Annotated in this window: 13 protein-coding genes; 6 read left to right on the forward strand and 7 right to left on the reverse strand. The window is 34.3% G+C overall.

The window, feature by feature from the left end; translation table 11 throughout:
- Positions 1–504, reverse strand: a 504-nt coding sequence (locus tag CW752_RS14815) for an isopenicillin N synthase family dioxygenase (protein WP_185117644.1), incomplete at its 3' end; no start/stop codon positions are given.
- Between the two features lie 84 nt (positions 505–588).
- On the opposite strand from CW752_RS14815, the gene menD reads away from it, so the two are divergent.
- A complete protein-coding gene (gene menD / locus CW752_RS14820; protein WP_101240481.1) occupies positions 589–2,259 on the forward strand; it encodes a 2-succinyl-5-enolpyruvyl-6-hydroxy-3-cyclohexene-1-carboxylic-acid synthase in 1,671 nt (556 codons plus the stop codon).
- 129 nt (positions 2,260–2,388) lie between these two features.
- Here the strand turns inward: menD and CW752_RS14825 are convergent, their stop codons facing one another.
- Positions 2,389–3,015, reverse strand: coding sequence for an aminotransferase class IV (locus CW752_RS14825; RefSeq protein WP_101240482.1), 627 nt, complete (start codon positions 3,013–3,015; stop codon positions 2,389–2,391).
- On the reverse strand, positions 2,999–3,976 hold the full coding sequence (locus tag CW752_RS14830) for an aminodeoxychorismate synthase component I (RefSeq protein WP_101240483.1): 978 nt from the start codon (positions 3,974–3,976) through the stop codon (positions 2,999–3,001). Before CW752_RS14830 ends, CW752_RS14825 begins: the two co-directional genes overlap by 17 nt.
- A 47-nt stretch (positions 3,977–4,023) precedes the next feature.
- Between CW752_RS14830 and CW752_RS14835 the strand changes: the two genes are divergently transcribed.
- The 4 genes from CW752_RS14835 to CW752_RS14850 all read left to right on the forward strand — a co-directional run bounded on the left by CW752_RS14835 (position 4,024) and on the right by CW752_RS14850 (position 6,891).
- Positions 4,024–4,746 (forward strand): hypothetical protein, encoded by a 723-nt coding sequence (locus tag CW752_RS14835; protein ID WP_228401801.1) that lies wholly within the window; start codon positions 4,024–4,026, stop codon positions 4,744–4,746.
- A gap of 73 nt (positions 4,747–4,819) precedes the next feature.
- Entirely contained in the window at positions 4,820–5,554 is a 735-nt protein-coding gene (locus tag CW752_RS14840) for a beta-carotene 15,15'-monooxygenase (RefSeq protein ID WP_101240485.1), read from the forward strand.
- A gap of 20 nt (positions 5,555–5,574) precedes the next feature.
- Positions 5,575–6,651: an AI-2E family transporter gene (locus CW752_RS14845; protein ID WP_101240486.1), complete on the forward strand. Its 1,077-nt coding sequence runs from the start codon at positions 5,575–5,577 to the stop codon at positions 6,649–6,651.
- Positions 6,652–6,672: 21 nt separating this feature from the next.
- The gene (locus tag CW752_RS14850; protein ID WP_101240492.1) at positions 6,673–6,891 is read left to right on the forward strand and encodes a DUF3820 family protein; all 219 of its coding nucleotides are present in this window, start codon (positions 6,673–6,675) and stop codon (positions 6,889–6,891) included.
- A 75-nt stretch (positions 6,892–6,966) separates the two neighbouring features.
- Here the strand turns inward: CW752_RS14850 and uvrB are convergent, their stop codons facing one another.
- The 3 genes from uvrB to CW752_RS14865 form a co-directional block, all read right to left on the reverse strand.
- Entirely contained in the window at positions 6,967–8,958 is a 1,992-nt protein-coding gene (gene uvrB, locus CW752_RS14855; protein WP_101240487.1) for an excinuclease ABC subunit UvrB, read from the reverse strand.
- Between the two features lie 331 nt (positions 8,959–9,289).
- The gene (locus CW752_RS14860) at positions 9,290–10,726 is read right to left on the reverse strand and encodes a M56 family metallopeptidase (protein ID WP_101240488.1); all 1,437 of its coding nucleotides are present in this window, start codon (positions 10,724–10,726) and stop codon (positions 9,290–9,292) included.
- 2 nt (positions 10,727–10,728) lie between these two features.
- Positions 10,729–11,100, reverse strand: coding sequence for a BlaI/MecI/CopY family transcriptional regulator (locus CW752_RS14865; protein WP_101240489.1), 372 nt, complete (start codon positions 11,098–11,100; stop codon positions 10,729–10,731).
- A gap of 105 nt (positions 11,101–11,205) precedes the next feature.
- Between CW752_RS14865 and CW752_RS14870 the strand changes: the two genes are divergently transcribed.
- Positions 11,206–12,423: a PQQ-dependent sugar dehydrogenase gene (locus CW752_RS14870; protein ID WP_101240490.1), complete on the forward strand. Its 1,218-nt coding sequence runs from the start codon at positions 11,206–11,208 to the stop codon at positions 12,421–12,423.
- Between the two features lie 143 nt (positions 12,424–12,566).
- Here the strand turns inward: CW752_RS14870 and CW752_RS14880 are convergent.
- A partial coding sequence (locus CW752_RS14880) for a TonB-dependent receptor domain-containing protein (RefSeq protein WP_117614372.1) occupies positions 12,567–13,438 on the reverse strand: 872 nt, incomplete at its 5' end.

Raw genomic sequence — 13,438 nt, forward strand, 5'->3', positions numbered from 1 at the left:
TTCTGCGATTTTATCATCAAAATAAAATTCATCTAAACCAAGGTGTAATGCTAATGCTCTTAAAACATATTGTCCTGTTTTTTCAAGCATCTGATAAGCCTCTTTACCAACTTCGTTGAATTTCGGAAGTTCATCAACGATTACGTTGTCAGGATACTCTTCTTTATATTTTGACTCATCAGACAGGTATTGTCCGAAGTGCCAAAACTCTTTTAAGTCTCCTTTTTTGAAACCTTTTGCAGTTTCTTTACCAAATCCTACATATCCTCTTTGTCCCCCGATTCCTGGAATCTCATACTTTTGTTTCGTTTCCACAGGTTGGTCAAAAAAGTTTTTTACCTCTCCATACAAATCTTCTACTAATTGATCATCAAGAAAATGGCCTTTTAAGGCTACAAAACCAATTTCTTCATAAGCTTTTCCGATTTCATTTACAAATTTCTGTTTGCGTTCCGGGTTACCCGAAAGGAAATCACGCAGGTCTACACTAGGTATTTTATCCATTTTTAGAAATTTACGAACAGCAAAATTACATATTTTTTAAATTAAATGATTTTAAAATCATTATTTATAAGTTAAATTTGCTGTATGAAAAAATATTCTTCTAAGAGAAGTATCCAAATACTTGCACATCTTCTTCAGCAGTACGGAATTGCAGACATCGTAATTTCACCGGGATCAAGGAATGCTCCTTTGGCCATTCACTTTTCAGAAGTGGATAGTTTTAACTGTTTCAGCATTGTAGATGAACGTAGTGCTGCTTTTGTGGCCATGGGAATGGCAAAAAGTGAAAAAAAGCCTGTAGCAATTACCTGTACCAGTGGTTCTGCTGTTGTTAACTACTATCCAGCAATCACGGAAGCCTTTTATCAGAATGTTCCGCTTTTGGTTTTAACTGCAGACCGACCTACGGATTTTGTTGATATTTTCGATGGGCAAACGATCAGACAGAAGGATGTTTTTCACCAGCATTCTTATGGTGACTTCCAGCTTTTGGAAGACAGTAAAGAAAATGCAGAAGATATTAATTTTGATATCATTAAAAAAGCGATTGAGCTTTGCTTTGAAAAGCAAGGTCCGGTACATATTAATATTCCTTTAGAAGAACCTTTGTATGAATTGGTATCGGAGCTTCCAACTTTCCCAACAGTGGAAAAAACAATCAAACATAAAGAATATGAAATTCCATCAAACTTAATCGCAGAATGGAATACTTCTCAAAGAATTATGTTGTTGGTAGGAACCAGAGATTATAGCCCGGAATTGGAAAATCAGTTAACACAATTAGTCAAAAACCATTCTGTAGTTGTGCTAAGTGAAGCTAATTCTAATTTGCATCATGAGAAGTTTTTCAGGCATATTGATCGCTACATTTTTAATTTTAACGAAGAAGATTATAAAACATATGCTCCGGATCTATTAATCACAGTGGGGCAGAATGTGGTTTCTAAGAAAGTAAAGCAATTCCTTAGAAGTGCAAGGCCAAAACAACACTGGCATTTGGATGAAGTATGGCAGCCGGATACTTATTTTTCATTGACAGAGAAAATTGAGGTTAAACCTGAGGTTTTCTTTTCTAAATTACTAAAATTTATTAATCTGGAACCTAGACCTTATTTCAATCTTTGGGATGTTTTAAGGGATAAAAAAGATGCTAAACACGAGCAGTTTTTGAATACCATTGAATTTTCTGATTTTTATTTTTTCAACAAAGCTTCACAAATAATTCCTGAAAATTATAATATTCATTTCAGTAATTCTTCCGGAATCAGATATGCACAGTTATTTGATTTTGGTAAAAGTAAAATGTATTGTAACAGAGGAACCAGTGGAATTGATGGTTCTACTTCCACGGCAATGGGTTTCGCCATTAAAAATGAAAGTCCTACTCTTTTGATTACAGGAGATTTAAGCTTCTTCTATGATATAAATGGTCTTTGGAATCAATATATTCCACCTTTTGTAAGGATTATGATTTTTAACAATGGAGAAGGAAATATCTTTAAGATTATTCCTGGCCCCGGAAATGCCAACCCCAATACATTAGATGAATTTATTGCAACAAAACATAAAAAGAATGCTGAGCATTTGGCCAAGCATTTTGGTTTCTCTTATATTAGGGTAGAGGATGAGCTGACACTGGACAGAGTGTTGGAAAACTTCTTCAAACCTGATGTGCAGCCAAAAATTCTGGAAGTGAACACATATGGAAAGAATAGTGCGGATGTGTTGAAGTCTTATTTTGAGTTTATGAAATAAAATATAGTGGCAGACAAAAGCAAATATAAACCCCCATTAAGTAATCAAACTTAATGGGGGTTTATATTTTTCTAAGGCTAAGACTAATTCTCTGAAAACACAGATTAGTCAATTGATTGTTCATACTCATTAAAGTTCCATATATTCTTCATTTCCTGGCAGATTGATAATTCTATCAATAGGGTAAATGAACATGTCGTCGAAATCATTTAACGCATTAATAATTTGGAAGTGACTGAATTGCTTTATATTTTGTAAAGTAATTTCAGTTTCTTTAATCTTCTTTTGTTTTAAAAGTTGTTGTCTTTGTACCCCGTTCAAAAGATAAGTTGTAGGGGTAAACCAATCTTTTCCTTTTAAAAATAAAAGATTGGAAAAGGAAGTATCAGTAATATGATTATTTCTAACAATAATGATTTCTTCGGCTTTGGATTTCATTTTCATTTTATCCAGCTCTTTTCTATCTTCAAACTTAAACGAATAGTCGAAGCTGTTGTTTTCTACGAGCTGAAAATCCTGTATTTCGGGAATGGCATAAGGAATCATTTGAGTTCGGATTTTTTTATCCAAATCATAAGCGATTCTTAGTTTAAAAAGACCATCTTCATCATGTTGCAGGTTTTTGTAGATTTTGGCCAGGTCAATAGAATCTTCTTTTCCAAAATGGGAAAATGTTTGGTTTACACGTTTTTGATGGAGGTCCAATAAAAAAACTTCCTGGTCTTCTACTTTAATGCTTTCAATGAATTGGGACATAAATTTTGTTTTTCATTTCCTGATACTCGTCTTCTAATTTACTCATGTGCGTTATACCGCCTCCGCTTTTAAAAAAAAGTTGGTCTCCTTCCTTTTCAATAAAACGTATCATTACACAACTGTCGACATTTTTACCGTCGAACCACCCGCAAATACCTGTATAATATCCTCTTTCATATCCTTCTGCATTCAGAATTATTTCCAGTGTTTTCGGTTTGGGAGCTCCTAAAATAGAGCCTGCAGGAAGTAATTTTTGCATAATGCTTCCCACTTTCCCATCAAATTCAGGCTTTAATAATCCTGAAATTTCAGAGCTCATGGCATACAAATCTTTTTGTTTTGTTTTGATAAGGTCAATGTGTTGAAATTGATCAACTTTTACATGATCTGCCACCATACTCAAATCATTTCGGAGTAAATCTACTACCGTATAATGCTCTGCTTTTTCTTTTTTATCATTCTTTAAAATTTCTGCTGCATTTTCCAACGAAGCATCTATAGTGCCTTTCATGGGATAGGTCAAAATTTTACTGTCAATGATTTTTACAAAAGTTTCAGGAGAAAAAAATACAAAAAAATCTTTATAAAAAAGTTTATACTTCGCATTTGAGTGATAAAAAATTTCTTCGAGGCTTAAATTCGTCTGAATTTTTGTTTTTCTAGTGTAGTTTACCAAATAAGAATTTCCAAGGCGAATATTTTTCTGAACTTTATCAAATCCTATTTTAAAACTTTCCAGCGATTCGGGGAACGATTTCCATTCTATTTTTTTAGTTAGTTTTTGTTGGGGTTTTGTATTTGAAAAATGTTGAAAATCAATAATTAATCCTGATTTTTCTATTTCATTCTCCTTATATATTTCAACATTCTCGGAAAGAAAGTCTATGACAAAGAAATAGGGAACTTTCTGAAGAGAAAGTTCATCCATTTCCATAAATTTTTGATGATTCACTGAAAACATTTCGCAAAAATAATTATTGATGTTTACTTTTGCATAAAATTTTTATGATGCAGAGCAAATATCCTCAGAAACCGGGAATAGATTTTATATTGAAGCAGGCTTTTTTTTATTGGAATAAGACACTGGTTTTTCAGTTGATGTTTTCAATGGTCTTTTTCGGAATATTACTTACCTCATTGTTTTTTTTCGGGGACAAATACGGAATATGGGAGCAAAATCAGGTATTAACGGAAGCTTTAAAAGAAGGAACGAAAGTCTATATGGAAAAGATTGCGCAACTGAGTGCCACTGAAAATTATCAAATGTTTACATTAGCGATCTCGGCAACTACTGCATTTTTGTACCCTTTGAATCTTGGAATGTTTCAAATTTTCAGAAAATTTGATCTTAATGAAAAACCTGAACTTGGCGATTTATTTGTAGGATATAATGGTATTAACTTTTTTAAGTATCTGGGATACTATCTTTTTTGGTTTATGATTTTCAGAGTTACGATGCCTACTGTATTTTTAGCAGTGATTTGGGTGGGCACAACTATATTTGTAGCACCATTGATGTTCTTTGCCAATAAAAGAATTTTTGAAGCTATTGCTCTCAATTTTAAGGCTCTTAAGATGTATTTTGTTGAAATTATGGTTTGTATAGTTGTCGCTATTTTGTTTAAATACATTGGGTTCACACTGTTTCTTGTCGGAGGACTTTTTACGTTTCCTTTTTGGAATGCCATGATTTATTCACTTTATAAAACTATATTTTCTGAGAAAAGTTAAAATTTACATTGGTTTAATAATGTTTTTCTACCAAAAAAAGTTAATTTTGGTAAAATCATTAAATATTTAAACTATGTCTGAATTTAACGAATTTGATCAGCAGGGTTCTGTTCCTAATAGAGATGCGGGGTCAATTATTTCTCACGCTTTTGAAATGTATAAAGGGGTTTTCCTTTATGGAATTGTTGCCATGGTAATTTATTTACTTGGAGGATATATTATCCAGTCTGTTTCAGGCTTCAATTCTGCTTCTGTAATGGATGAAATGAGAACTTCAGGTGATTATTCCAGTTTTAACTATTGGAATGCTCCAGGGTTTTCAATGTATATGGGATTATCAAGTCTTTTAGGACTTTTATTAGCACCTCTGTATGTGGGATTAATTTATATAGTTAATAAATTCAATACTAAAAATCAGATTGAGTTTTCTGATTTATTTATTGGATATCGCCAGAATTTTGTAAATATTTTAATTTACAGTTTCCTTTCCGGGATTATTTCAGCGATTTCAATATCTCTGTGTTTCATTCCTTTCTTCTTTGTTTATCCTTTCCTTTTGCTGGGCTATCCGATTTTATTATTTGAAAATGCATCTGCTACTGAGGCTTTAGGGAAATCTTTCAATATTGCAAAGGAAAACTATGGGACATTATTATTAACCAGTTTCTTAGGAATGATCATTTCGATAGCGGGTATTATTCTTTGCGGTATTGGAGTTATTTTAACAGCACCATTTATGATGGTTGTGATGTATTCTGCATATTGTGCCTTTTTAGGGAAGCCAAGACAGATTATGTATAAGCCGTAGTGAATACTAATTAGAAATTGATGAATAAAGACAAGCAAATAAGCAGTTTTGCCATAAAACAGATCTCGTTACTGGTTATTATTTTGGTACTGGCGGGATTAATTTGTTTTAATCTGGCATTGTTTATTCCTTCAGTATTAGGTGCTATTACTATTTATGTGGTTTGTAGAAAATATAACTTTTATCTTCAGGAAGAAAAGAAATGGAAACCTTCATTGGCCGCATTAACACTGATGTTTGCTAGTCTTATTATTCTTATTTTACCTATTTATTTTATTGCAGACCTGGTTATTGATAAATTGGGTAATGCACAGGCTTATATGACCAAATTCAATGTGTTTTTAGATAAAATACATTCCTATATCTATGCCGAAGTTGGTTTTGATATTTTGAGCCAGGAGAATATGAATAAACTGAAAAGTTCGGTGGGAAGAATTTCTACATCAGCACTCAGTGGGACATTCAATACCTTGACAGTGGTGATGTCTATGTATTTTATTCTTTATTTTATGTTGGAGAAACCAAGACTGTTTGAGAGAATTCTTTCTTCTTCCGCTCCATTGAAAAGAGCTAACATTTCTTTAATTGGAGATAAAATGCGAAAACTGATTATGGCTAATGCTATTGGTATTCCAGTTGTAGCAATTGGCCAGGGTATCGTTGCGCTTATTGGATATTTGATATTCGGAGCTCCTGGGGCAGTATTGCTTTTTGCTTTGACGGCGGCATCTTCAGTAATTCCTGTAGTGGGAACAGCGATTGTGTATATCCCTGTATGTATTTTTATGATTGCTGAAGGGAATACTGCGAATGGATTAGGTTTGGCAGTTTATTGCGTAGTGATCGTAGGACTTACGGACAACCTTTTACGTTTTACTCTATTGAAGAAATTGGAAAATATTCACCCATTAAATACTGTATTTGGAATTATCATGGGAATGAATCTATTTGGTTTTATGGGACTTATTTTTGGACCTATTTTGATCTCATTAACATTGTTACTGATACAGGTCTATAGAAATGAATTTTCGGATGAAAATACACCACCTGATCTTGAACTGCCTGATCAAAATGATCTTGGAGATCAATTAATTTAAATTATTTAAAAATTGGAAGGAATTAACCCAGAAATATTAAGAGAAATTTGTATTGTTAAAATGCCTTTTGGCAAATACGAAGGAATAATACTTGCTGATTTACCCATAAGTTATCTTGAATGGTTCCACAGAAAAGGAATGCCTCAAGGAAAATTAGGAATGCAGCTTTCTACTATTTACGAAATAAAAATAAATGGGTTAATGGATTTATTGATCCCGATCAGGGCATCCGTTCGATAATAGAGCTATTTATTAATAACTTAAAAAATTTCGGCGGCATCGAAGATGCCGCCGAAATTTTTTTATATCATAATATTAAGCTTTCAATGCTGCAATTTCATCTCTCAGTTTGGCAGCTTTAATAAAGTCGAGATTTTTAGCAGCGGTTTCCATCTCTTTCTGCTTTTGCTCAATCATTTTCTCAATATCTTCTCCTGCATAGGTTGCTTTTGTTTCGGCTACTTTTTGAAGAATTTCTTTTTGGGTATATTTCTCATCCGGGAAATCTTTGCTTCTTCCAACAAGGTTTTCGGAAATCTTTTTATTTAATGCCTGAGGTTTAAGACCATTGTCTTCATTGTATTTCATTTGCTTAGCACGACGGTATTCTGTTTCATCTAATGTCGCCTGCATGGATTTGGTAACTTTGTCAGCATACATAATTGCTTTTCCATTAACATTTCTTGCAGCACGTCCTACAGTCTGTATCATAGATCTTCTACTTCTTAGCATTCCTTCTTTATCTGCATCTAAAATGGCAACTAGTGATACTTCAGGTAAATCCAATCCTTCTCTTAATAAATTGACCCCGATTAAAACATCGAAAAGACCTAAACGCAGATCCTGCATAATCTGAATACGTTCCAGGGTTTCAACGTCAGAATGGATATATCTTGTTCTGATCCCGAATTTTGTAAAATATTTGGTAAGCTCTTCGGCCATTTTTTTTGTCAAAGTCGTTACCAAAACCCTTTCGTCAGCATCAGCTCTTTTTTGGATTTCTTCCATCAAATCATCAATCTGATTCAATGTAGGGCGTACTTCAATAATAGGATCTAAAAGTCCTGTCGGGCGGATAATTTGCTCAATATAGGCACCTCCGGTCTTTTCAAGTTCATAATCCGCAGGAGTGGCAGAAACATAGATAACCTGATTTTGCATACCTTCAAACTCTTCAAATTTCAAAGGTCGGTTATCCATTGCAGCAGGGAGCCTGAATCCATATTCCACCAGAGATTCTTTTCTGCTTCGGTCACCACCATACATGGCGTGTACCTGAGGAACTGTTACATGGCTTTCATCAATAACCATTAGAAAATCTTTAGGGAAATAATCTATCAGGCAGAAAGGTCTGGTCCCGGGAAGCCTTCCATCAAGATACCTTGAATAATTTTCAATTCCGGAACAGTATCCCAGTTCTTTAATCATCTCAAGATCCAATTCTGTTCTTTCCTGAAGTCTTTTGGCTTCCAAGGGTTTTTCAATGGAATTAAAAAAATCTACCTGTTTTACCATATCATCCTGAATCTCCCTGATCGCTCCGTTTAAAGTTTCTTTTGAAGTAACAAACAGGTTGGCAGGATAAATTTGAATCTGGTCGAAACTCGACTCTACATTTCCTGTCACAGGATCAAAACTTTGAATTTTTTCAATCTCATCACCAAAAAACTGAATTCTGATCGCATTATCTGCATAGGCAGGGAAAACATCAATCACATCTCCTTTTACACGGAATGTACCTCGCTGAAACTCATTAAGAGTTCTGGCATATAGTGCATTAACTAAGGAATGAAGTAAAGCGGTTCTTGTTACTTTTTCTCCAATAGCAATGGAAATTAATGATTTATGAAATTCCGTAGGGTTTCCAATACCATAAATACACGAAACAGAAGCAACGATCAGGACGTCTCTCCTTCCCGATAAAAGACTTGCAGTGGCAGAAAGACGTAGCTTTTCAACCTCCTCGTTAATGCTTAAGTCTTTCTCAATATAAGTTCCGGTTGTTGCAATATAGGCTTCCGGTTGATAGTAGTCATAGTAACTTACAAAATACTCAACAGCATTCTCGGGGAAAAATTCTTTAAACTCCATAAAAAGCTGTGCCGCCAAGGTCTTGTTATGGGCCAAAACCAAAGTCGGACGCTGAACATTTTGTACAACATTCGCAACGGTAAAGGTTTTTCCGGAACCTGTTACTCCAAGAAGAGTCTGATATTTTTCACCGATCTCTATTCCTTCGGTCAATTTTTCAATGGCTTGTGGCTGGTCTCCGGTAGGTTTATATTCTGATTGAAGCTTAAAATTCATAGAAAAGATGTATACAACAAAAATACGAAAGAAATTATTAGCCTTGATAAAGTTTTGAAGATGAATATTTTGATAACAAAATTTTCACTGATTAAATGATGTTGTATACTTTGTTTCTTTTCTAATTCATGGTATAAAAGACAAACTGAAAACTCTATAAAGATAAAAAGAGGCTGTCTCAAAAATCAAATTATTTGGCTTTTGTCATTCTGACGAAGGAAGAATCTCTTTGACAACCAATTATATGAGATTCTTCACTGCATTTCTGACCTACGTTCGTAAACTTTCAGTTTATGTTTAGAATGACACTTTTGAGACCGCCTCTTTTAGTTTAGGGTTTGGTAAATGGTTCAAAAGTCATCGTTGCTGGTATTTTTAGAACAGTATCGACTGCTGTGCCGTTTTTGGTGGCAGGATTCCATTTTATTTCATTAGTTATGGAAGTAATCGTTCTAAGAAACTCTTTATTGAAAGTATCATTATTACCAGATGTTGTTATATTAGTTGTTTTTCCTGTTTTATCAATATGAATATAAGCTGTGGAAGTTATGGTACCGCTTAAAGATTCCATTATAGCAGTATTCATGGTATTCCCTATCTTGGCCCTGAGTACTCCGGAGCCCCCGGGAAATTGGGCTTCAACCATATCTTTGTTAGAATTGGAATTTACTGCTGTGTTTGTGTTTTTACCTTCGTTGTTTTCTGTTTTTGCCTTTGGGGCGATTGTATCTTGAATGGTTTTTAGTTTTTCTTTTTTTAATTCGGCTAATGCCGGAGTAGGGATGTCTTGAGACGTTTTTTCCGGATGAGAATTCATTGCTGATGCAGTTGGATAAACTTGTTGTTTTGGAGCAGTGACATCGGAAGTATTTGCGGCTTTGTTATTTAAAGTGTTATTTCCAATATTAATTACTTCATTGGCATACGTTTTTTCAGAAAATAAAGCTACAGAAGTAATAAGAACTGTAATTCCTACTGTTTTCCTTAATAGGCTGAGTTTGGTTTTTTTTGCGTTCATCATGATAAATCGTTTTTTGGTGTTATTAAAATTAAAAGAATGGGTGAGTGCCCAATTTTCATTATTGATAATTTCGTCAAGAATTAAATTCTGATATTCTTTCCTATTGAATCTCTTGCTCAAAACAGCTTCATCAGCCAAAAACTCATGATTGGTAATCGCTGCTCTTCTATAAAGAAAAAGAATGGGATTGAACCATGTGAAAATTTTCAAAAAGTCTATAAAAACTAAATCTATACTGTGTTTTTGATCAAGGTGGCTTTTTTCGTGTAGAAAAATTCTCGGATCGATTTCGTTATTTTTCACATACGCTTTGCCCATATAGATCGTGTTCCAAAAACTAAATGGAGCAAAGTTTTCTTGTGTTAGTATAACTTTTTGATTCTGATATATACACTCTTTTCCTTGTATTCTTTTGATAGCAACAAATGCCAAAATACTTTTTATCAACAGGATTAACGTGACGAAAGCATATATGATCCATACTATATTTATCCAATTAAAACTTTCAGGCTCGGCATGAGTCAATATAATTCTTTGTGCTGTTTCTTCAAGAACTAGTTGTGGTTGAGATATTGGTTTTGATACCTGTATTGTAATTGTAATAAAAGGGATTACGTAGGAAAGGATCAATGAGCCCAGCAAATAGAATCGGTTAAATCTATAAATCTTCTCTTTTTCCAAAAACAAATGATATACAGCAATGAAAATAAAAGAGCATAAGATTATTTTTAAAATAATAGATAACATGACTATTCTTTTATTTGTTCGTCTATGATGTCTCGGAGTTCTTTCAATTGCTTTTGGCTGAGCTTTGCATTGGAGGTGAAAAATGATGCAAATTGACTCACAGAGCTATTGAAAAAACGATCAATCATGGAAGTCATTTCTTCCTTGAAATATTCCCCTTTCTCTACTTTTGGATAGTATTCGCGGGAATTTCCATACAATGTATAGCCTACCAAATCCTTATTCTGCATTCTTTTCAACAGGGTAGCTGTGGTTGTTGCTGCAGGTTTAGGTTCGGGATAAGAATCCAAAATGTCTTTCATGAAAACTCTCTTCTTTTCCCAAAGGATTTCCATAAGTACTTTTTCAGAATCAGTAAGTTTTATATCTTTCATTCTACAAGTTTGTAATTTATTCTACAAATGTAGAATAAAAATTTAAATACACAAATTTTGTGGCATTATTTTTCCATTCATTTTGAATCACCTAATCATAATGTTATGAAAATCAATCAATTTTGCATCTCGTTTCTGAGTGTTTTCTTCATTTTATGTTCATGTAAAAAAAGTCATGTTAACGCCCAGCAAACCGGAAATGACGGAAGTGTAGAAACAGGAAAACCTAATTCTGAATACCAGCCCGCATTTAAAGGACAAACAAGAATTACTGCAGTAAAAACAAAAACTGCATATCGCGTAGAAATACTAACTAAAGATTTAGGAAAGCCTTGGGGAATCATTAATTTGCCGGATGGAAGATTTCTGATTACCGATAAAAGAGGCTATATGAATATTGTTTCAAAAGACGGAAAACAAATTACAAAGATAGATGGTTTCCCTAAAGTAGATCCAAAAGGACAGGGCGGAATGTTGGATGTGGCGCTTGATCCTGATTTTAAAACCAATAATATTATTTATTTCAGTTTTTCTGAGCCGTTTGGAAAAGGAAATTTAACCTCTGTAGCGAATGGAAAACTATCTGCCGATCTTAAAAATATTTCGGAAGTTAAAGTGATTTTCCGGGCAGAACCTTCCTACGATGGCGACAAGCATTACGGAAGCCGTTTAGTTTTCGATAAGGATCAAAACTTATTTATAAGTACGGGGGAAAGATCGGATAAAGTAACGAGAGCATATGCTCAAAAAACAGATAATTACTTAGGTAAAATCATCAAAATTACAAAAGAAGGTCTGCCTTCACCGGGAAATCCATTTATAGGAAAGCCGGGATATAAACCTGAAATTTATGCTTATGGTGTAAGAAACCCGCAAGGGTTGGCTATAGATCCGCAGGGGAATCTTTGGGATGTCGAAATGGGGCCGAGAGGAGGAGATGAAATCAATCTTATTCAACCGGGTAAAAATTACGGATGGGGCGATGTGACCTATGGAATCGAATACTCGGGAGATAAAGTTGGGGAAGGAATTACTCAGAGAGAAGGAACGGAACAACCTGTTTATTATTGGGACCCGGTGATTTCTCCCAGTGGGATAACATTCTATACCGGGAATATTGATGAATGGAAGGGCAATCTGTTTATTGGATGCCTAAGCGGAGAGCATATTGACAGAATAGTAATGAAAGATAACAAAGTTGTAGGAGAAGAACGTCTGCTTGCAGATCAGAAAGAACGCTTCCGTGATGTATTGAACGGAATGGATGGCAGTTTATATGCTGTCACGGATAGTGGTAAATTATATAAAATCTCACAAAAATAAAAAGCTGGAAGTAAGATGTTGTTGAAGTTTCTGCAGAAAAATCAACTCTGTTATACTTCTTAGAGAATATTAATATTAAATAATTCTGTGGCTTAGCCAACAAATAGTAACTTTCATCCTCTTTCTTCCAGCTTTTATCCTTTTTAAAATTTAAAATTAAGTCTTGCAAATGCCTGTCTTCCGGCAAATCCCATTTGGACAGGATCAAAAATACCTCCGGACTCTGTATTTCCTGAGGTCACCTGAGTGGTTTGAAGTGTTGGATATCTATTGAAAAGATTTTTACTTCCAAGGGTCAGACTAAGGTTTTTAGAAAACTCATATCCGAATGAAAGGTCTGTAGTTACTTTTGGATTGTAGACCTGTTCTGTCTCGTCATAGCCTATTAGAGTCACTTTATCAAACCTTACCAACTGCAGATTGGCATTGAATTTATTGATTTTATAATTGAGATTAAGATTAATTTTCGTTTTAGGAGCTGAAGCTAAAATAAAAGCTTTTTCTCTGTCACTGAGATAAATGTCTTCTTTGCCCTTCAATTGTTCTGAAGTGTTCACCTTCGTGATTTCCATCTCATTATAATTTCCAGCTAAAGTGGCAGTAATCTTTCCTGAGCCCAGACTTTCATTATAGCTTAGGATTAGATCAATACCTCTAGTTTTGGTATCAATGGCGTTAGAAAAAAATTGTGCCTGGTCAATATAAGGGTAATCTTTTTGAACATCTATTGGGAGATCATCTCTTGAGAAGTTTCCAGTTAGAACAATCCTATTTTTTACGCTGATATAATACCCATCGATTGTTGCAGTGAATTTACCAGTATTAAAAGTAAATCCGGCACTTCCGTTAACGGAAGTTTCTTGTTTCAGTTGTTCGATACCCACTCTTTGGGCAAGATTACTATCATTAGATGCCAATTGAATGGTAACCAGTTTTCCACCTTGGAAATTGGTGAACTGCTGACTGTAGTATTTCTGGGCAAGGGAAGGAGCTCTGAAACCTGTAGAGACAGATC

The sequence above is a fragment of the Chryseobacterium sp. PMSZPI genome, from assembly GCF_002835665.1.
GTDB lineage: Bacteria > Bacteroidota > Bacteroidia > Flavobacteriales > Weeksellaceae > Chryseobacterium.